This is a genomic window from Streptomyces atriruber (assembly GCF_001418325.1).
GTDB lineage: Bacteria > Actinomycetota > Actinomycetes > Streptomycetales > Streptomycetaceae > Streptomyces > Streptomyces atriruber.
In genome coordinates, this window is sequence record NZ_LIPN01000101.1 from 1 (window position 1) to 19,578 (window position 19,578).

Below are 19,578 nucleotides of genomic sequence, written 5' to 3' on the forward strand. Positions count from 1 at the left end.
CGTGCGGGCGCCCGCACGGACCAGGACCGCCATGTCGCCCCAGGGAACGCCGTCCTCCAGGTGCGCGCGGCGCAGGATGTCCGCGATGTTGTCGAGCTCCGTACCGGCAGTCGGGTACGTGTACACCTCGACGCGGCCGCCGTCCCTGACCGGCGTCGGCTCCCGGTGGGCCCGTACCTTCTCCGCGGGCAGCCGGGTCAGCGGCATGCGGCGGGTGAGCAGCCGGGTGGCGGCGAGGAGCTGCGCGCCCGACCTGCGGGAGGTGGCGAGGACCTCGACCGGCGCCGGGCTCCCGTCCACGCGCGGAAAGGCGTCGGGGAACTCCAGGATGCCGTTCACGTCGGCGCCCCGGAAGGTGTAGATCGACTGGTCGGGGTCGCCGAACGCGACCAGGGTGCGGCCGCCCCCGGCGAGCGCGTGCAGCAGCCGCACCTGCGCCGGGTCGGTGTCCTGGTACTCGTCCACGAAGACCGCGTCGTACTGCGTGCCGAGCGCCCGTGCCACCTCGGGGCGGCGTGCGAGCAGCACCGCGCGGTGCACCAGTTCCGCGTAGTCGAGCACTCCTTGCAGGTCGAGCACGTCCAGGTACTCGGCGAGGAAAGCCGCCGCCGCGCCCCAGTCGGGGCGGCCGCTGCGGCGCGCGAAGGCGTCCAGGGCGTCCGGGCCGAGACCGAGCTCACGGCTGCGGGCCAGCACCGCGCGCACCTCGTCGGCGAAGCCGCGGGTGGTGAGGCAGGCGCGGAGCTCGTCCGGCCAGCGGATGTGGCCGTGCCCCTCCTTCGCGAGGTCGATCTGTCCCGCGAGCAGTTCCCGTACCGCCACGTCCTGCTCGGGGCCCGACAGGAGCCGCAGCGGCTCCACGAACAGTTCGGCGTCCTGGTGGGCGCGGACGAGGGCGTAGCAGAAGGAGTGGAACGTCGTGGCCTGCGGGGCGCGCGCCGCCCCTATGCGCAGCGCCATGCGGTCGCGCAGCTCCACCGCCGCCTTGCGGCTGAAGGTGAGCACCAGGATCCGCGCGGGGTCCCCGCCCTGGGCGACACGCGCGGCGACACTCTCCACGAGAGTGGTGGTCTTGCCCGTGCCCGGCCCCGCCAGGACGAGCAGCGGGCCCCCCTTGTGGTCAACCACGCCGCGCTGACCTGCGTCCATGCGAGGGGGATCCGTCAGGGCCGGAGGCGTACGCACCAGTCGGTAGCCATCTCGGGTCCCCTGTCGTACCTGGTGGTGCGACGGGTGCCGGATGTGCCGAGTGGAAGAAGGGGAACTCACGTGGGTCGCCGGTCCTGGTGGGTGTGCTGGTCGAAGAGCGGCTGCGCGGTGGCCGCGGGGTGAAGGGGATGCGTGCTGTCGACGCTACGCCAGTGGGCACGCGGGACGCGTGCCTTCCCCCGTACGGGCCACTGGTCCCCCGCCGGGCCGCCGGATGCCGGAAGCTGTCAGGTGTGATCCTCCGGAGCCGCGCCGTCCCACCGCGCCTGCCGCATGTCGAGCTTCGGGACGTGTCCCTGGGCGGCACGCGAGGCCTGCCGCAGCGGTGTGCCCTCCTCGCGGTACCGCTCCATGGCCCTCAGTTCGTGGCCGGGAAGGAGCACTCCGTCCGAGCGGACGACACGCCACCACGGAACGCCTCCTCCGTAGAGGGCCATCACGCGTCCGACCTGTCGCGGGCCGCCTTCCTCCAGCCACTCGGCGACGTCCCCGTAGGTCATCACCCGGCCCGGAGGAATCAGTTCTGCGACCTCGAGGACCCGTTCCGCGTACTCCGGCAGCTCGCTCATCCGGACCATCCTGCCGTACGCCACCGACAGGGTGACGGGCTCGGCACGGAGTGTGCCGCGGCCCGTGCGACAGGGCGCAAAGTGTCGTTTCGTGACCACTTCGCATCCTCGCGTTGCCCCCTGCTGCCCCCCTTCGCGGGCAGGACATGCCACCATCGTGCGGGCGGTGACTGGTGATACGAGATCAAGAAGAGACGACGGAGCGGCAGGGCGTGCATCCCGATGAGAAGGCGGGCACCTCTGCGTCCGAGTCACACCTGGACACCGGTGAGCGCGCCCTGAAGAGCGAGAAAAGCAGCAAGAAGAGCGAAGAGACCGAGCAGAGCGCGTTCGACGACGGCTCCGGCCGCCTCGACGACGGCTCGGGCTGTGCCGACGGCGACGGGGCGCACACCGACCGCGTGGAGCGCGACGAACCGCTCCTCGCCGCGCGCGTGCACCGTCCGTCCGACCTCATGCGCCTCCTCGTCGGCGTCCTCGCCATCGCCGTGCTCCTCTCGATCGCCGCGTTCGCGCACGGCACGACGTCCGGCCTCGAACAGGACATCGACAAGGGCACGGAACAGGCGCCCGATCTGCTGATCAAGGTCGCGGGCCTGGTCGCCAGCATCGGCGTGCTGCTCGTCCCCGTCGCCTTCGCGATCGAGCGGCTGATCAAACGGGACGGGCTGCGCATCGCCGACGGCGTCCTGGCGGCCGTCCTCGCACACGGCGTGACGCTCGCCACCGACCTCTGGGTCGCCAAGGCCGCCCCCGACTCCATCCAGGACGCGCTGACCAAGCCGTCCCCGGCCGACCTCCACGCGTTCACCGATCCGGTGCACGGCTATCTGGCGCCCGTCATCGCGTACATGACGGCCGTCGGCATGTCCCGCAGACCGCGCTGGCGCCTGGTGCTGTTCGTGGTGCTGCTGCTCGACGCGTTCACGATGCTCGTCACCGGCTACACGACGCCCTTCTCGATCATCCTGACGGTGCTCATCGGCTGGGCCGTGGCGTACGGAACGCTCTACGCGGTCGGCTCACCGAACGTGCGGCCCACCGGGCAGACGCTGCTCGCGGGCCTGCGGCACGTCGGCTTCCACCCCGTGAGCGCCTCCCGCGAGGAGTCCCCCGACAGCGAACACGGCGATCGCGGACGCCGCTACTTCGTCACCCTGGAGGACGGGCCTCCGCTCGACGTCACGGTCATCGACCGCGAACAGCAGGCGCAGGGCTTCTTCTACCGCGTCTGGCGCAGACTCACCCTGCGGGGCATCACCCAGCGGCGCAGCCTGCAGTCCCTGCGCCAGGCGCTGGAGCAGGAGGCCCTTCTCGCGTACGCGGCCATCGCGGCCGGGGCGAACGCGCCCAAGCTGATCGCCACCTCCGAGCTCGGGCCCGACGCCGTGATGCTCGTCTACGAGCACACGGGCGGCCGCTCCCTGGACCTGCTGCCGGACGAAGCCCTCACCGACGAACTGCTGTGCGACACCTGGCGGCAGGTACAGGCACTGCAGTCCCGGCGCATCGCGCACCGCAGGCTCGCGGGCGACGCGATTCTGGTGGATCGTTCCGGCACCGTGATCCTCACGGATCTGCGAGGCGGTGAGATCGCCGCGGGCGACCTGGTCCTGCGCATCGACATCGCCCAGCTCCTGGCCGCCCTCGGCCTGCGCGTGGGTGCCGAGCGCGCGGTCGCCACCGCCGTCGAGATCCTCGGCCCGGACGCGGTGGCCGACTGTCTGCCGCTCCTGCAGCCCATCGCCCTCACCCGCTCCACCCGCTCCACCCTGAGCAAGCTGGCCAGGGAACGGTCCCAGCGCGAGCGCGAGGCCGTCCTGGAGGCCTCCCGCAAGTCCCGGCAGAGCGTGCGCGCGGAGGTCGCCGGCGACGGCCGGGCGGACAAGCAGTCCTCGAAGCAGGAGAAGCAGGCGGCCAAGCAGGAGCGGCAGGCCGAGAAGCAGGCCATAGACGACGCCCTGGACCAGGCCCGCGAGGAGGACCTGCTCACGCAGATCCGCCACCAGGTGCTGCTCATCCGTCCGACGGCGCCGGTCGAGCCCGCGCAGCTGGAGCGGATCAGGCCGCGCACGCTGATCAGCTTCATCGCCGGTGCCATCGGCGCCTACTTCCTGCTCTCGCAGCTCACGCACGTCGAGTTCGGCACGCTCTTCCAGGAAGCGGAGTGGGGCTGGGTGGCCGCGGCCGTGGGCTTCTCCACGCTGAGCTACTTCGCCGCCGCGATGAGCCTGCTGGGCTTCGTGCCGGAGCGGGTGCCGTTCCTGCGGGCGGTGGCGGCGCAGGTCGCCGGGTCGTTCGTGAAGATCGTGGCGCCCGCCGCGGTCGGCGGTGTCGCGCTGAACACGCGGTTCCTGCAGCGGTCCGGGGTGCGCTCGGGACTCGCGGTGGCGAGCGTCGGCGCCTCGCAGCTCTTCGGGCTCGGTTCGCACATCCTGCTGCTGCTGATCTTCGGCTATCTGACGGGGACGGAGAAGACGCCGTCGTTCACGCCGTCCCGCACCGTCATCGCCGGTCTGCTGTCGGTCGCGGTGCTGGTCCTCGTGGTGACCGCCATCCCGTTCCTGCGGAAGTTCGTCGTCACGCGCGTGCGGTCGCTCTTCGCCGGTGTCGTGCCGCGCATGCTGGACGTGCTGCAGCGGCCGCAGAAGCTGCTCACCGGCATCGGCGGGATGCTGCTGCTCACCCTGATGTTCGTGCTCTGTCTGGACGCTTCGGTGCGGGCCTTCGGCAACGAGGAGATGACGTCGCTGAGCCTCGCCAGCGTCGCGGTCGTCTTCCTCGCGGGCAACGCCCTGGGGTCGGCGGCGCCCACGCCGGGCGGTGTGGGCGCGGTCGAGGCGACGCTGACCCTCGGTCTGATCGCGGTGGGTGTGCCCAAGGACGTCGCGGCGCCCGCGGTGCTGCTCTACCGGCTTCTCACGCTGTGGCTCCCGGTGCTTCCGGGGTGGCTGTTCTTCAACCATCTGACAAGGAAGGGGCTGCTCTGACCGCCCGGCGCCCCGGGCGGCCGAGGCCCCCGGGACGAGCGGTTCAGCACAGCAGCAGGAGCGCGGCGAGCAGCAGCACCGCCCCGACGACCTCCACCGCCCCGACCACCAGCACCTTGAGTCCCTTCCCCGGCAGCGCCGCCGCGCGCACCAGGTAGGCCGCGAACAGGACCGCGAGCCAGGGACTGATCGCGTACGCCGCGGGGACGGCGAGCGCGTGGTACGTCACCGACGCCCGGTAGTACGCGCGTGAGTCGCGCTCCCGGATCATCGTCTTCACGTACGGCACCGTGCCCGCGAAGAACAGCAGACAGGCGAGGGCGGGGCGCCAGCCCTCGGAGAGCTCGCCGCCGCCCATCCGCAGCGTGACGAGGAGCATGCCGCAGGCGGGGACCACCGCGGCCAGGCCGTTCAGCAGGGCCCGCTCCTTGTTCCGCCACGCGTACCAGGTGTTGACGGCCACGAAGGGCGCGGCGCAGGCGGCCACGAGCAGCAGCCAGGGGTACGGGAACAGGAGCGGCACCCCGAACGCCGCGCAGACCGCCGCCGAGGCGAGGGCGGGTCGCACGTGGCGGCGCGGGGCCCTCGGGTTGCGGGAGAGGCGGCGCAGCCGGAGCCACTGCTGGGCGTGGAAGGCGGTGACGTACCCCGCCAACCAGGCGACGAACAGCGGCAGATGGGCCCACCGGGGCCCTGTGCCCGTGCCGTCGCCGAGGAACACGCCCACCGCGAAGGGCACCGCGAGCATCGCCCACGCGCCGTGCTGGTTCGGCAGCCACGAGCGCAGCGCGCCCCGCTTCTTCCTGCCCATGCCACCAGCATCCCAGCACAGGGCCCGAATAATTCCGGAAAGAGGTCACCCCTTGATGGGACCTAAGTCCCCGGGGTCCCAACCCCCGCCAGGCTTAGGGTCGTTGCAGGCAGCACGTGCCGTGCGGCCTTTTCTTCGGGACGGCCAGGAGATGTGACGTTGCAGCAGAGGAAAGACATCGCTGAGACGCTCGTGAAGGCCGGGAGTTTCTTCACCCGGGCCGCGGAGACTTCCGCGGATCTGCATCGGGTGGAGCACACCGGTGGCCGGGACGGAGAGGCCTTCTACCGCGACCGCTGGAACCACGACAAGGTCGTGTATTCGACGCACGGCGTGAACTGCACGGGATCGTGCCGCTGGAAGGTGTACGTCAAGGACGGCATCATCACATGGGAGACGCAGGCCACGGACTATCCCTCCGTGGGCCCCGACCGTCCCGAATACGAACCCCGCGGTTGTCCGCGCGGGGCGTCCTTCTCCTGGTACACGTACTCGCCCACGCGCGTGCGCTACCCCCATGTGCGCGGAACGCTTCTGGAGATGTACCGGGAGGCGAAGGCGCGGCTCAAGGACCCGGTGCTCGCCTGGGCCGACATCCAGGGCGACCCGGAGCGCCGCAGGCGGTACCAGCGGGCGCGCGGCAAGGGCGGCCTGGTGCGGGCGAGTTGGGAAGAGGCCGTCGAGATCGTGGCGGCGGCGCATGTGCACACCATCAAGGAGCACGGTCCCGACCGTGTCGCGGGCTTCTCCCCCATTCCCGCGATGTCGATGGCATCGCACGCGGCGGGCGCCCGTTTCCATTCCCTCATCGGCGCCCCGATGCTTTCCTTCTACGACTGGTACGCGGATCTTCCGGTGGCCTCTCCGCAGGTGTTCGGCGACCAGACCGACGTACCGGAGTCGGGTGACTGGTGGGACGCCGCGTATTTGATGATGTGGGGCTCCAATGTGCCGGTGACGCGGACTCCGGACGCGCACTGGATGACGGAGGCGCGCTATCGCGGGCAGAAAGTCGTCACCGTGTCGCCGGATTTCGCGGACAACACGAAGTTCGCCGACGAATGGATGCACCCGCACCCCGGAACGGACGGCGCGCTGGCCCTGGCCATGGGGCACGTCATTCTCCGGGAGTTCTTCGTCGAACGGGAGACGCCGTTCTTCCGTGACTATGTGCGCCGCTATACGGACCTGCCTTTCCTGGTCACGCTCGACGAGACCGACCAGGGCCTCGTGCCGCACAAGTTCCTCACCGCGGCAGACCTCGGCGAGACGGCGGCACAATCCGAGAACGCCCGGTGGAAGACCGTCCTGATCGACGACGCGACGGGTGAGCCGACCGTCCCGAACGGCACGCTCGGCCACCGCTGGGGCACATCAAAGACCCCCGACTGGAACCTGGACCTCGGCGACACGGTGCCCCGGCTCACGCTCTACGGAGAGGACACCGCGGAGATCGTGCTGCCCCGCTTCGAAGAGGGCGCGCACGGCGACGGCGGTGTCGTACGCCGAGGGGTCCCCGTCCGGCGCATGGGCGACCGGCTCGTCACCACCGTCTACGACCTGATGCTCGCCCAGTACGGGGTCCCGCGCGCGGGGCTGCCCGGCGAGTGGCCCGCCTCCTACGAAGACGCCTCCCAGCCCGGCACGCCCGCCTGGCAGGAGACCCTCACGTCCGTGCCCGCCGCGCAGGCCACGCGCGTGGCGCGGGAGTTCGGCGAGACCGCGGAGGCGTCCCGGGGGCGCTGCATGATCCTCATGGGGGCGGGGACCAACCACTGGTTCCACGCGGAGACCACCTACCGCGCGTTCCTTGCGCTGCTCACGCTCACCGGCTGCCAGGGGCGCAACGGCGGCGGATGGGGGCACTACGTAGGACAGGAGAAGTGCCGCCCGGTGACCGGTTGGGCGACGCTCGCGAGCGCGTCCGACTGGGGGCGGCCGCCCCGGCACATGATCGGCGCCGGGTGGTTCTATCTGCACACCGACCAGTGGCGCTACGACACACTGCCCGCGGAGTCCCTCGCGTCCCCGCTGGGAGAGGGCCGCTTCGAGGGGATGACGGGCGCCGACTGCCTCGCCGCCTCCGCGCGCATGGGCTGGATGCCGTCGTACCCGACCTTCGACCGCAATCCGCTGGACCTGGGAGCGGCCGAGGATCCCGTGGCCGACGCCGTACGGGAGCTCAAGGAGGGCACGCTCGGCTTCGCCGGCGAGGACCCGGACGCACCCGGCAACTGGCCGCGCGTGCTCAACGTATGGCGGGCGAACCTGCTCGGATCGTCCTCCAAGGGCAACGAGTACTTCCTGAAGCATCTGCTCGGCACGCACTCCAACCTGCCTGACGACGGGCCGCGTTGCGCGCCGCGCGATGTGAAGTGGCACTCCGAGGACGTCGAGGGGAAGCTCGATCTGCTGCTCTGCCTCGACTTCCGGATGACCTCCACGACGCTGCTCTCCGACGTCGTCCTGCCGGCCGCCACCTGGTACGAGAAGCACGACCTGTCGTCCACCGACATGCATCCCTTCCTGCACGCCTTCACACCGGCCGTGGACCCGCCCTGGCAGGCGCGCACCGACTACGACGCGTTCCTCGCCGTCGCACGCCGGTTCGGCGAGCTGGCGGGCGAGCACCTGGGGGTGCGCCGCGACCTCGTCGCCACGGCGCTGCAGCACGACACCCCGGGCGGCGAGATGGCCCAGCCCGGCGGTGTCGCGCTCGACTGGTCGAAGGGCGAGTGCGAGCCCGTCCCCGGGCGCACGATGTACAACCTGGCCGTCGTGGAACGCGACTACGGAGCGGTCGGCGAGAAGTTCGCGGCGCTCGGCCCGCTCGTCGACGAGCTCGGGGTGACCACGAAGGCGGTCACGTTCGACGTCGCCGAGGAAGTCGCGTACCTGAAGGCGAAGAACGGCACGGTGCGCGGCGGCGCCGCCGACGGCAGGCCCCGCCTGGACACCGCCCAGCGGGCCTGTGAGGCGATCCTGTCGCTCTCCGGGACCTCCAACGGCCGCCTGGCCACCCAGGGGTTCGAGACGCTGGAGAAGCGCGTCGGCACGGAGCTGGCGCACCTGGCCGCCGAGGCCGAGGGGAAGCGGATCACCTTCGCGGACACCCAGGCCCGCCCGGTGCCGGTCATCACGTCGCCCGAGTGGTCGGGCAGCGAGTCCGGAGGGCGCCGCTACACCGCGTTCACCGTCAACACCGAGCACCTGAAGCCCTGGCACACGCTCACCGGGCGCCAGCACTTCTTCCTCGACCACGACTGGATCCACGAGGTCGGCGAGGCGCTGCCCGTCTACAAGCCGCCGCTGAACATGCACCGCCTCTACGGAGAGCCCGAGTTGGGTTCCCGGACGGACGGCAAGGGCGGCCGCGAGGTCGCCGTACGGTTCCTGACCCCGCACAACAAGTGGGCGATCCACTCGCAGTACCAGGACAACCTCTACATGATGACGCTCGGCCGCGGCGGGCAGACGGTGTGGATGTCCCCGCAGGACGCGGACGCCATCGGCGTGCAGGACAACGAGTGGATCGAGGCCGTGAACCGCAACGGCGTCGTCACGGCCCGCGCGATCGTGTCCCACAAGATGCCTCCGGGGACGGTCTACATGAACCACGCCCAGGAGCGGACCGTCGGCGTCCCGAAGACGGAGAAGACGGGCCGCCGCGGCGGCATCCACAACTCCCTCACCCGGATCACGCTCAAGCCCACCCATCTGGTGGGCGGATACGCCCAGTTGACGTGGGCGTTCAACTACCTGGGCCCGACGGGCAACCAGCGCGACGAGGTGACGGTCATCCGCCGCCGCGACCAGGAGGTCACCTACTGATGCGCGTCATGGCACAGATCGCGATGGTGATGAACCTCGACAAGTGCATCGGCTGCCACACCTGTTCGGTCACCTGCAAGCAGGCGTGGACGAACCGCAAGGGCACCGAGTACGTCTGGTTCAACAACGTCGAGACGCTCCCCGGACAGGGCTATCCGCGCCGCTGGGAGGACCAGGAGCGGTGGCAGGGCGGCTGGGAGCGGACCAGGTCCGGGCGGCTGCGGCTGAGGGCCGGAGGACGCCTCAAGCGGCTCGGCCAGATCTTCGCCAACCCCGAGCTGCCGGAGCTCACGGACTACTACCAGCCGTGGACGTACGAGTACAGGAACCTCACCGACGCCCCGGCGGGCGACGACATGCCCGTCGCCAAGCCGGTCTCGCAGGTGACGGGCGAGCCCATCGGCACCATCGAATGGGGCCCCAACTGGGACGACAACCTCGGTGGCGCCCCGGAGCACGCGCCCAAGGACCCGCTGGTCGAGAAGATCCGCGACGAGGTGGGCGAGAAGATCCGCTTCGAGTTCGAGCAGAGCTTCATGTTCTACCTGCCGCGGATCTGCGAACACTGCCTCAACCCGGCGTGCGTCTCGTCGTGCCCCTCCGGAGCGATGTACAAGCGCGTGGAGGACGGCATCGTCCTCGTCGACCAGGACCAGTGCCGCGGCTGGCGGATGTGCGTGACCGGCTGCCCCTACAAGAAGGTCTACTTCAACCACTCCACCGGCAAGGCGGAGAAGTGCACCTTCTGCTTCCCGCGCGTGGAGGCCGGGATGCCGACCATCTGCTCGGAGACCTGCGTCGGGCGCATGCGCTACCTGGGCGTGATGCTGTACGACGCGGACAAGGTCGCCGAGGCCGCCGCCGTGGAGGACGAGCAGGACCTCTACCCCGCGCAGCTGGAGTGCTTCCTCGACCCGCACGACCCGGCGGTCGTGGCCGCCGCGCGCGCCTCGGGCATCACCGACGAGTGGCTCGACGCGGCCCGCCGCTCTCCCGTGTACGACCTGATCAGGACGTACCAGGTGGCGCTGCCGCTGCACCCGGAGTACCGCACGATGCCGATGGTCTGGTACGTGCCGCCGCTGTCCCCGGTGGTCGAGGCGGTGGCCGCGGCGGGCCGTGACGGGGAGGACGCGGGCAACCTCTTCGGGGCGATCGACGCGCTGCGGATCCCCGTGGAGTACCTCGCCGCGCTCCTCACCGCGGGCGACACCTACGCCGTGGACGCGGTGCTGCGCCGGATGGCCGCCATGCGCGCCTACATGCGCCGCGTCAACCTCGGCCAGGAGCGCGACGAGTCCATCGCCTCCGCGGTCGGCCTCACCGGCCAGGAGATGGCGGACATGTTCCGGCTCCTGGCGGTCGCCAAGTACGAGGACCGGTACGTGATTCCGACCGCCGCCCGCGCCGACGCGGACGCCCTCGCGGACGCACATCCCTTCGAGGACGCCGCCGACGGCTGCCCTGTCGCCGACGCCCCGGGCAGCGCCCCCACGGAGCGCGTGCTGCTCAACCTCAGCCCCACCCGGAGGAGCACATGACCCCCGACGCCGTCGTCCGGCTCGTCGCCGGGCGGCTCCTGCAGTACCCGGACGAACGGCTGTACGCGGACCTGGACCGGCTCCACGAGGCGACCGGCCACCCGCTGCTGCGGGAATTCGTCGCCCACGCGCGCGTGCAGCGCCCCCTGGACCTGGCCGCGCACTACACGGGCGTCTTCGACACCCGCAACCGCCGCTGCCTGTACCTCACTTGGTGGTCGGACGGCGACACCCGCAACCGCGGGCTCTCCCTGGTGCGCATGAAACAGGTGTACCGCGAGCACGGACTTGAGTTCGCCTCCGAAGAGCTGCCGGACTTCCTGCCGGTGCTCCTGGAGTTCGCGGCGCGCGAGGAGTCCGCGGGCGCCGCCCTCCTGGAAGAGCACCGGGCCGGACTCGAACTCCTGCGGCTCGCCGTCACCGACGCGGACACGCCCTACGCGCGCGTGCTGGAAGCGGTCTGCGGAACGCTCCCGGGCCCCTCCCCGAAGACGCGCGCCGAGGCGAAGGCGCTCGCGCGCAGCGGGCCGCCCCGCGAGACCGTCGGACTCGAACCCTTCGGCCCCGGTGTGGACCTTCCCTGGCCCACCGTCCCCGCCGCCCAGGAAAGGACCCCGGCGTGATGGACCTCCTCCTGTGGGGCGTCATGCCCTATGTCGCCGTCACCCTGCTGGTCGCGGGCCTGGCCTGGCGGGCCCGCTACGACCGGTTCGGCTGGACCACGCACTCCTCGCAGCTGCAGGAGTCACGTCTGCTGCGCATCGGCTCGCCGCTCTTCCACTTCGGGATGGCCTTCGTGGTGCTCGGCCACGTCGTGGGTCTGGTGATACCGGACAGCTGGACCGACGCGGTGGGCGTCAGCGACCACACGTACCACCTGATGGCGGTCTCCACCGGCGCGGTCGCGGGCGTCGCGGCCGCCGCCGGGATCGGCATCCTCGTGTACCGCCGCTTCACGGTGCCCGCCGTCCGCAGAGCCACCCTCCGTAGTGACCACGTGATGTACACGGTGCTGCTCGGCGCCATGCTGCTCGGTCTCGTCGCGACCGTCCTCAACTCCTCCGGAGCGGTCGACTACAACTACCGCGAAGGCATCTCCGTCTGGTTCCGGAGCCTGTTCACGCTCCAGCCCGACTACCATCTGATGGGCGCCGCGCCCCTCGCCTTCAAGCTGCACATCGCCTTCGGCTTCGCGCTGTTCGTGCTGATCCCCTTCTCGCGGCTCGCCCACATCTTCAGTGCGCCCTTCAAATACGTCTTCAGGCCGTACGTGGTCTACCGCCGCCGGGATCCGGAGCAGCTCGCGAACCGGCGGCCGAAGCCGGGCTGGGAGCGGGCCTCGTGAGCCGGATCGTGCGGCGCCCGCGGCACGCCATCGCCGAGCGCCCCTTCATCGTCATCTGGGAGGCCACGCGCGCGTGCCCGCTGGCCTGTCTGCACTGCAGGGCCGAGGCGCAGCCGGCCCGGGACCCGCGCGAGCTGGACGGCGCGGACGCCCGCCGCCTCATGGACCAGATCGCCGCCTTCGGAAGGCCGGGTCCGCTCTTCGTGATCACGGGCGGTGACCCGTTCCAGCGGCCCGACCTCACCGATCTCGTCGCGTACGGAACGGCGCTCGGACTCCGTGTCGCCGTCTCCCCCTCGGGGACACCGACGCTGGACCGCGCGAACCTGGCCGCGGTGCGCGACGCGGGCGCCGTCGCCCTGTCCCTGAGCGTCGACGGGTCCACGGCCGAGCGGCACGACGCCTTCCGGGGCGTGGCCGGCGTCTTCGAATGGACCCTCGACGGCTGGCGCACGGCCCGCGAACTCGGCCTGAAGGTGCAGGTCAACACCACCGTCACCCGTAACAGCCTGGAGGATCTCGCGGACATCGCGGCCCTGGTGCGCAGGGAGGGCGCGATGCTGTGGAGCGGCTTCGTGCTCGTGCCGACGGGCCGCGGCGAACAGCTCTCCTCGCTCACCCCCGACGAGGTCGAGGACGTACTGCACTTCCTGTACGACACGGGCGCGGTGCTGGCCACCAAGACCACCGAGGGCCACCACTTCCGCCGCGTCGCGCTCCAGCGCACCCTGCTGGAACGGCACGGGGAGGAACCCGAGTTGGGCCCCCTGTACGCACGCCTGACGGCACGCGCGCGTGAGCTCGGTCTGCACGACGGGGAGCGGCGCGCGGTGCGCAGGCCGCCCATGGACGTCGGCTCGGGGCGTGGCTTCGTCTTCGTGTCGCACACCGGAGAGGTCCATCCCAGCGGCTTCCTGCCGCTGTCGGCGGGCAACGTGAAGCACCATCCGCTGATCGACATCTACCGCGGCTCCGCACTGTTCGCGACGCTGCGCGACCCGTCGCTGCTCGGTGGCGCGTGCGGGCGCTGCGAGTTCAACACCGTGTGCGGCGGCTCCCGTTCACGTGCCTACGGGACGACGGGGCGGGTGCTCGCCGCCGATCCCTGGTGCGCGTACGAGCCGGGCAGCTTCCCCTACCAGGACGAGCTGCGGGAGCTGCTCACGGAAGGGAGCGCGGTATGACGCGTTCAGTGATCGTCGTCGGCGGGGGCATCAGCGGGCTCACCGCGGCCTGGCGGCTGCGCGCCGAGGCGGAGGTGACCGTACTGGAGGGTGCCCCTCGCATCGGCGGCAAGCTGCGCACCGGCACGCTCGCGGGAGTCCCCGTCGACGAGGGCGCCGAGTCGCTGATGGCGCTGCGCCCCGAGGCCGTGCGCCTCGCGCAGGAGGTCGGCCTGGGCGACGCGCTGTGCGACCCGGCCCCCGCGCCCACCACCCTGTGGTCGAACGGCGCGCTGCGCCCGCTGCCGCCCGGCCACGTCATGGGCATCCCCACCGACCCCGACGCGCCGACGGGCACGGGCCTGCTGTCCGAGGAGGGGGCGGCCCGGCTGCGCCACGAGGACACGCTGCCCGCCGAGCCGATCACCGATGACGTGTCCGTGGCCGAGTACCTCGGCGGCCGACTCGGCCAGGAAGCCGTGGACCGGCTCGTGGAACCGCTGCTCGGCGGGGTCTACGCGGGCCGTCCCGACCGGCTCTCGCTGCGGGCCGCGCTGCCGCGCGTGGCCGCGGTCGCGGAGCGCGGTGAGCCCCTGCTCGCGGCGCTGCGCCGGATGCGCGCGCCGGGCGGCGGGCCCCTCCCGCGCGCGGGCGCCCCGCGGACCGTCCCCGTCCAGGGGCTGCGCGGCGGCACCGGGCGCCTACCGCTCGCCGTCGCGGGAGCGAGCGGCGCCCGGCTGCTCACCGGCACGCGCGCGCGGGAGCTGCAGCGCACCCCCGGAGGACGGTGGCGGGTCCTCGCCGTCACCAATGACGGTCCCCTCCTCCTGGAGGCGGACGCGGTGGTCCTCGCCGTGCCCGCGTACGAGGCCGCGGAGCTGCTGCGGCCGCACGCGCCGCTCGCCGACGCCGACCTCGGCGCGATCCAGCACGCCAGTACCGCGGTGGTGACCTTGGCGTTCCCGCGGGCGCAGGCGCTCACCCGGGCGGACGGCAGCGGGCCCGGCGGCGTCCCCGGGGACGCGTTCCCCGAGGGCAACGGCTTCCTGGTGCCCGCCGTCGACGGCCGCGCCCTCAAGGCCGCCACGTTCCTCAGCAACAAGTGGCGGTGGCAGCGCGAGGCGGCGCCCGACGTCTTCCTGCTGCGCACCTCGGTCGGCCGGGTCGCCGAGGAACACCGGCTCGCCGTTCCCGACCGCCATCTGATCCGCAGCTCGGTCATCGAACTGCACCAGGCCCTGGGCTCCATCGGCGAGCCCGTCGCGGCCCGCGTCACCCGCTGGGAGCGCGGCCTCCCGCAGTACGGCGTCGGGCACATCGAGCGCGTCGCCCGCGTCCGTGAGGCCGTCGGGAAGCTGCCGGGGATCGCGCTGTGCGGCGCCGCCTACGAAGGCGTGGGCGTCGCCGCGTGCGTGGCGACGGGGACGGCCGCGGCCCAGCAGATCACCGAAGGCTGACACCGGGCCCCGGGAGGGGCGCCCCACAAGGCCCCCTCCCCCGCTCCCCTCCCCTCCGTACCCACACCGAGTGGCCGATTCCTCACCCACACGGCCCGCGCCCCGAGCGCCCCGTCAGGACCCGCCGCAGGATGGGCACATGCCCACACAGTCCAAGCCGCGCGCGACCGCTCTGGCCGCCGCCACCCTGCTCCTGTCCGCCACCCTCGCGGGATGCGGCGGCAGCGACGACTCCAAGGACGAGGATCTGTCGGCTCAGAAGCTGAGCTGGAAGGACTGCCCCGCGCCCGACGCCGCGGAGGGCGGCGGCGAGGCCCCGTCCCCGCTGCCGGGCGGCGCCGAGTGGCAGTGCGCCACGATGAAGGCTCCCCTCGACTGGTCGAAGCCCAAGGGCGACACGGTCGACATCGCACTGATCAAGGCGGCCACCAGCGGCGACAAGGGCGACCGCATCGGCTCGCTCGTCTTCAACTTCGGCGGTCCCGGCGGCTCGGGCGTCACCACGCTGCCCGCCTTCGGAGAGGAGTACGCCAAGCTGCGCACCCGCTACGACCTGGTGAGCTTCGACCCGCGCGGCGTCGGTCGCAGCGCGGGCATCAAGTGCGAGGACGACTCCGCCCTCGACACGTACTTCCAGCAGGACTCCACGCCCGACGACGACGCCGAGCGCAAGAAGCTCCTCGACAACGTGCGGAACTTCAACAGCGGGTGCGAGAAGAACGCGGGCAAGACGCTCCCGCACGTCCGCACCACCGACGCGGCCCGCGACATGGACCTGATGCGCCAGGTGCTCGGCGACGACAAACTGCACTACTTCGGCATCTCGTACGGCACGGAACTCGGCGGCGTCTACGCACACTTGTTCCCCAAGAAGGTCGGGCGGGCCGTGTTCGACGCGGTCGTCGACCCCACCGAGACCGCCGAACAGGGCTCCCTCGGCCAGGCGAAGGGCTTCCAGCTCGCGCTCGACAACTTCGCGAAGGACTGCACGACACAGACGGCGGACTGCCCGGTCGGCGACACGGAGCAGGACGTCAAGGACCGGATCGCCAAGCTTCTCGAGGAGCTGGACAGCAAGCCGATCCGCGGCATCCCGCCACGCGAGCTGACACAGACCGCCGCCACCAACGGCATCGCGCAGTCGCTGTACTCCAAGGACTTCTGGCCCTACCTCACCCAGGGCCTCGAAGAGGCCTACGACGGCGACGGCAAGATCCTGATGGCGCTCTCCGACTCGATGAACGGACGCAACGAGGACGGCGAGTACAGCAACATCCAGTCCGCCAACGTCTCGATCAACTGCGCGGACGACAAGGCGCGTTACGACACGGAGTACGTCGAGAAGAAGCTCCCCGGGTTCCGCGAGGCGTCGCCCCTGTTCGGCGACTACCTCGCGTGGGGCATGGTCGGCTGCACCGACTGGGCGGTCGCGGGCCAGGCCGACCACCCCGACGTGAGCGCCGACGGCGCGCCGCCCATCGTCGTCATCGGCAACACCGGCGACCCGGCCACGCCGTACGAGGGCGCCCGCAAGATGGCCCGCGCACTCGGCAAGGGCGTCGGCGTCGAGCTGACGTACAAGGGCCAGGGGCACGGGGCGTACGACAGCAAGAACAAGTGCGTACGCGACGCGGTGGACGGCTATCTGCTGGACGGGACGACCCCGAAGGCGGACACGGTCTGCTCCTGACCCGCCGCACCGTCCGGCGGCCGGGGCGGGCCCACCCGTGAGGGCCCGCCCCGGCCCTGTCAGTGGCCCCACCTAATATGGCCTGACTGTCTTCCGAGGGGGGAAGCGCCTCTATGCAGCGTTTCGTACGGTCCGCGGCCCTGGCCGCAGCAGGAGTGCTGGTGGCAGGCCTGGCCGCCGGCTGCAGCTCGTCCGACGACGGGGGCGACGGCAAGAACCCCTCGGCGGCCGCTCCCGAGCCGAAGCCGAAGCCGGACCCCTCATCGACGCTGCCCGCCTCGCTGACCTCCCAGAAGCTGGACTGGACCGGCTGCAAGGCGCCCGAGGGCGGCAGCGCCCCCGGCTCCGAATGGCAGTGCTCGACGCTGAAGGTCCCCCTCGACTACGGCAAGCCGGACGGCGGGACGATCGGGATCGCCCTGATCCGCGCCAAGAGCACGGGCAAGGGCGACCGCATCGGCTCCCTCCTGTTCAACTTCGGCGGTCCTGGCGGCTCGGGGGTCTCCGGCCTCCCGTCCTTCGCCGACTCGTACGACTCGCTGCGCGAGCGGTACGACCTGGTGAGCTTCGACCCGCGCGGGGTCGCGGGCAGCGAGGGCGTGCGCTGCCGCGACGACGGCGCGACGCAGGCCGCCGAGAAGAAGATCGACCTCACCCCGGACACCCCGGCCGAGGAGAAGGCGTACTTCAAGGACGCGGCGGACTTCGGCGCGGGCTGCGCACAGAGCGCCAAGAAGCTCATCGGGCACATCTCGACGGCCGACGCCGCCCGCGACATGGACGTCCTGCGCCAGGTCCTCGGCGACGACAAGCTGCACTATTTCGGCGTCTCGTACGGCACCGAACTCGGCGGCACGTACGCCCACTTGTTCCCCCGGCGCGTCGGCCGCCTGGTGTTCGACGCGGTCGTCGACCCGAGCGCGGATTCGATCGGCCACGCGGAGAACCAGGCGCGCGGCTTCCAGCGCGCCCTCGACAACTACTTCAAGTCCCGCGGCCAGGACCCCGAGGCAGGCGCCGCGAAGATAGAGAAGCTGTTCGAGCGCCTGGACGCCGAGCCGATGCGCACGTCGAGCGACCGGAAGCTGACCGAGTCCCTCGCCCACACCGGCATCCTGGTCACGCTCTACAGCAAGCAGACCTGGCCCGCGCTGACCCGCGGCCTGGAGGACGCCGAGAAGGGCGACGGCTCGGCGCTGCTCCAGCTCGCCGACGCCTACAACGAACGCGACGCCTCGGGGCGCTACAGCACGCAGAGCCACTCCCAGCGGGCGATCTCCTGCCTGGACGCCAAGGCGCGGACCACTCCGGCCCAGGCGAAGCAGCGCCTGGACCGGTTCCGCGGGATATCGCCGGTGTTCGGGGAGTTCCTGGGGTGGGACACGGCGGGCTGGTGCCACGAGTGGCCGGTGGCCGGTCTGCACGACTCCCCCGAGGTGAGCGCGCCCGGCGCCGCCCCGATCCTCGTCGTCGGCAACACCGGCGACCCGGCCACGCCCTACGAGGGCGCCCGCAAGATGGCGGACGAGCTCGGCAAGGGGGTCGGCGTCCATCTGACCTGGAAGGGCGAGGGCCACGGGGCGTACGGCAACGGCAGCTCGTGCGTCGACGGCACGGTCGACACGTATCTGCTGGACGGCAAGGCCCCGAAGGACGGCAAGGTCTGCTCGTCCTGAGGCGGTCCAGCCCGTCCGGCGTTCGAGGACGAGGCTTCAAGGCGATGGGGCCCGCACCTCCAAGAGGTGCGGGCCCCATCTCCGTTCAGGCGCTACGCCTAGTAGATCGGCTTGTCGGGCTCGATCTGGTTGACCCAGCCGATCACGCCGCCGCCCACGTGCACCGCGTCCGCGAAGCCCGCGGACTTCAGCACGGCGAGGACTTCCGCACTGCGGACACCCGTCTTGCAGTGCAGGACGATCTTCTTGTCCTGCGGGAGGTCCTGGAGCGCGTTGCCCATGAGGAACTCGTTCTTCGGGATCAGCTTGGCGCCGGGGATCGAGACGATCTCGTACTCGTTGATCTCGCGGACGTCGATGATCTCGATGCTCTCGCCGTCGTCGATCCACTCCTTGAGCTGCTTGGGAGTGATCGTCGAACCGGCCGCCGCCTCCTGGGCCTCCTCGGACACGACGCCGCAGAAGGCCTCGTAGTCGATGAGCTCGGTGACGGTGGGGTTCTCGCCGCAGACCGCGCAGTCGGGGTCCTTGCGGACCTTGACCTGGCGGTACTGCATCTCCAGGGCGTCGTAGATCATCAGGCGGCCGACCAGCGGGTCGCCGGTGCCCGTGAGGACCTTGATCGCCTCGGTGACCTGGATGGAGCCGATCGACGCGCACAGCACGCCGAGCACGCCGCCCTCGGCGCAGGAGGGGACCATGCCGGGCGGCGGGGGCTCCGGGTAGAGGCAGCGGTAGCAGGGGCCGTGCTCGCTCCAGAAGACGGACGCCTGGCCGTCGAAGCGGTAGATGGAACCCCACACGTACGGCTTGTTGAGGAGCACGCACGCGTCGTTGACCAGGTAACGGGTCGCGAAGTTGTCGGTGCCGTCGACGATCAGGTCGTACTGGCTGAAGATGTCCATCACATTGTCGGCCTCGAGCCGCTCTTTGTGGAGGATCACGTTCACGTACGGGTTGATGCCGAGGACCGAGTCCTTGGCGGACTCCGCCTTGGAGCGGCCGATGTCCGCCTGGCTGTGGATGATCTGCCGCTGGAGGTTGGACTCGTCGACCTCGTCGAACTCGACGATGCCGAGCGTGCCGACACCCGCCGCGGCCAGGTACATCAGCGCCGGCGACCCGAGGCCGCCGGCGCCGACACACAGCACCTTGGCGTTCTTCAGCCGCTTCTGCCCGTCCATCCCGACGTCGGGGATGATCAGGTGGCGGGAGTACCTGCGAACCTCATCGACGGTGAGCTCGGATGCGGGCTCGACCAGGGGTGGCAGCGACACGGGGACTCCGTTGGTCGGT

Annotated in this window: 13 protein-coding genes; 9 read left to right on the forward strand and 4 right to left on the reverse strand. The window is 71.3% G+C overall.

Features of this window, described 5'->3' with window-relative positions:
• A partial coding sequence (locus tag AOK03_RS11870) for an ATP-dependent helicase (RefSeq protein WP_157868927.1) occupies positions 1-1,269 on the reverse strand: 1,269 nt, incomplete at its 3' end.
• A gap of 167 nt (positions 1,270-1,436) precedes the next feature.
• Positions 1,437-1,778, reverse strand: coding sequence for an MGMT family protein (locus AOK03_RS11875; protein WP_341845797.1), 342 nt, complete (start codon positions 1,776-1,778; stop codon positions 1,437-1,439).
• A gap of 212 nt (positions 1,779-1,990) precedes the next feature.
• Between AOK03_RS11875 and AOK03_RS11880 the strand changes: the two genes are divergently transcribed.
• On the forward strand, positions 1,991-4,768 hold the full coding sequence (locus AOK03_RS11880; protein WP_079074657.1) for a lysylphosphatidylglycerol synthase transmembrane domain-containing protein: 2,778 nt from the start codon (positions 1,991-1,993) through the stop codon (positions 4,766-4,768).
• 43 nt (positions 4,769-4,811) lie between these two features.
• Here the strand turns inward: AOK03_RS11880 and AOK03_RS11885 are convergent, their stop codons facing one another.
• On the reverse strand, positions 4,812-5,579 hold the full coding sequence (locus AOK03_RS11885) for a YwiC-like family protein (RefSeq protein ID WP_055565173.1): 768 nt from the start codon (positions 5,577-5,579) through the stop codon (positions 4,812-4,814).
• A 159-nt stretch (positions 5,580-5,738) separates the two neighbouring features.
• Between AOK03_RS11885 and AOK03_RS11890 the strand changes: the two genes are divergently transcribed.
• The 8 genes from AOK03_RS11890 to AOK03_RS11925 all read left to right on the forward strand — a co-directional run bounded on the left by AOK03_RS11890 (position 5,739) and on the right by AOK03_RS11925 (position 18,282).
• Positions 5,739-9,410, forward strand: a complete 3,672-nt coding sequence (locus AOK03_RS11890; RefSeq protein WP_244177575.1) for a nitrate reductase subunit alpha — start codon at positions 5,739-5,741, stop codon at positions 9,408-9,410.
• Positions 9,410-10,951, forward strand: a complete 1,542-nt coding sequence (narH, locus tag AOK03_RS11895) for a nitrate reductase subunit beta (RefSeq protein ID WP_055565175.1) — start codon at positions 9,410-9,412, stop codon at positions 10,949-10,951. Before AOK03_RS11890 ends, narH begins: the two co-directional genes overlap by 1 nt.
• Positions 10,948-11,574, forward strand: coding sequence for a nitrate reductase molybdenum cofactor assembly chaperone (gene narJ, locus AOK03_RS11900; RefSeq protein WP_055565176.1), 627 nt, complete (start codon positions 10,948-10,950; stop codon positions 11,572-11,574). Before narH ends, narJ begins: the two co-directional genes overlap by 4 nt.
• Positions 11,574-12,296 (forward strand): respiratory nitrate reductase subunit gamma, encoded by a 723-nt coding sequence (gene narI / locus AOK03_RS11905; protein WP_055565177.1) that lies wholly within the window; start codon positions 11,574-11,576, stop codon positions 12,294-12,296. Before narJ ends, narI begins: the two co-directional genes overlap by 1 nt.
• On the forward strand, positions 12,293-13,480 hold the full coding sequence (locus AOK03_RS11910) for a TIGR04053 family radical SAM/SPASM domain-containing protein (RefSeq protein ID WP_244177576.1): 1,188 nt from the start codon (positions 12,293-12,295) through the stop codon (positions 13,478-13,480). Before narI ends, AOK03_RS11910 begins: the two co-directional genes overlap by 4 nt.
• Positions 13,477-14,916 (forward strand): protoporphyrinogen oxidase, encoded by a 1,440-nt coding sequence (gene hemG / locus AOK03_RS11915; RefSeq protein WP_208609531.1) that lies wholly within the window; start codon positions 13,477-13,479, stop codon positions 14,914-14,916. The genes AOK03_RS11910 and hemG overlap by 4 nt, the downstream gene beginning before the upstream one ends.
• Positions 14,917-15,055: 139 nt before the next feature.
• Positions 15,056-16,606, forward strand: coding sequence for an alpha/beta hydrolase (locus AOK03_RS11920; protein ID WP_055565178.1), 1,551 nt, complete (start codon positions 15,056-15,058; stop codon positions 16,604-16,606).
• A gap of 113 nt (positions 16,607-16,719) precedes the next feature.
• Positions 16,720-18,282: an alpha/beta hydrolase gene (locus AOK03_RS11925; RefSeq protein WP_055565179.1), complete on the forward strand. Its 1,563-nt coding sequence runs from the start codon at positions 16,720-16,722 to the stop codon at positions 18,280-18,282.
• Positions 18,283-18,380: 98 nt separating this feature from the next.
• Here AOK03_RS11925 and moeZ read toward each other — a convergent pair whose 3' ends face one another.
• Positions 18,381-19,559, reverse strand: coding sequence for an adenylyltransferase/sulfurtransferase MoeZ (gene moeZ, locus AOK03_RS11930; protein WP_055565180.1), 1,179 nt, complete (start codon positions 19,557-19,559; stop codon positions 18,381-18,383).
• Positions 19,560-19,578 lie beyond the last annotated feature (19 nt).

Coding starts and splice junctions, on each gene's coding strand:
- AOK03_RS11875 (WP_341845797.1), bottom strand. CDS start 1,778: ATGAGCGAGCTGCCGGAGTACGCGGAACGGGTCCTCGAGGTCGCAGAA.
- AOK03_RS11925 (WP_055565179.1), top strand. CDS start 16,720: ATGCAGCGTTTCGTACGGTCCGCGGCCCTGGCCGCAGCAGGAGTGCTG.
- AOK03_RS11920 (WP_055565178.1), top strand. CDS start 15,056: ATGCCCACACAGTCCAAGCCGCGCGCGACCGCTCTGGCCGCCGCCACC.
- narH (WP_055565175.1), top strand. CDS start 9,410: ATGCGCGTCATGGCACAGATCGCGATGGTGATGAACCTCGACAAGTGC.
- narI (WP_055565177.1), top strand. CDS start 11,574: ATGGACCTCCTCCTGTGGGGCGTCATGCCCTATGTCGCCGTCACCCTG.
- AOK03_RS11885 (WP_055565173.1), bottom strand. CDS start 5,579: ATGGGCAGGAAGAAGCGGGGCGCGCTGCGCTCGTGGCTGCCGAACCAG.
- hemG (WP_208609531.1), top strand. CDS start 13,477: ATGACGCGTTCAGTGATCGTCGTCGGCGGGGGCATCAGCGGGCTCACC.
- narJ (WP_055565176.1), top strand. CDS start 10,948: ATGACCCCCGACGCCGTCGTCCGGCTCGTCGCCGGGCGGCTCCTGCAG.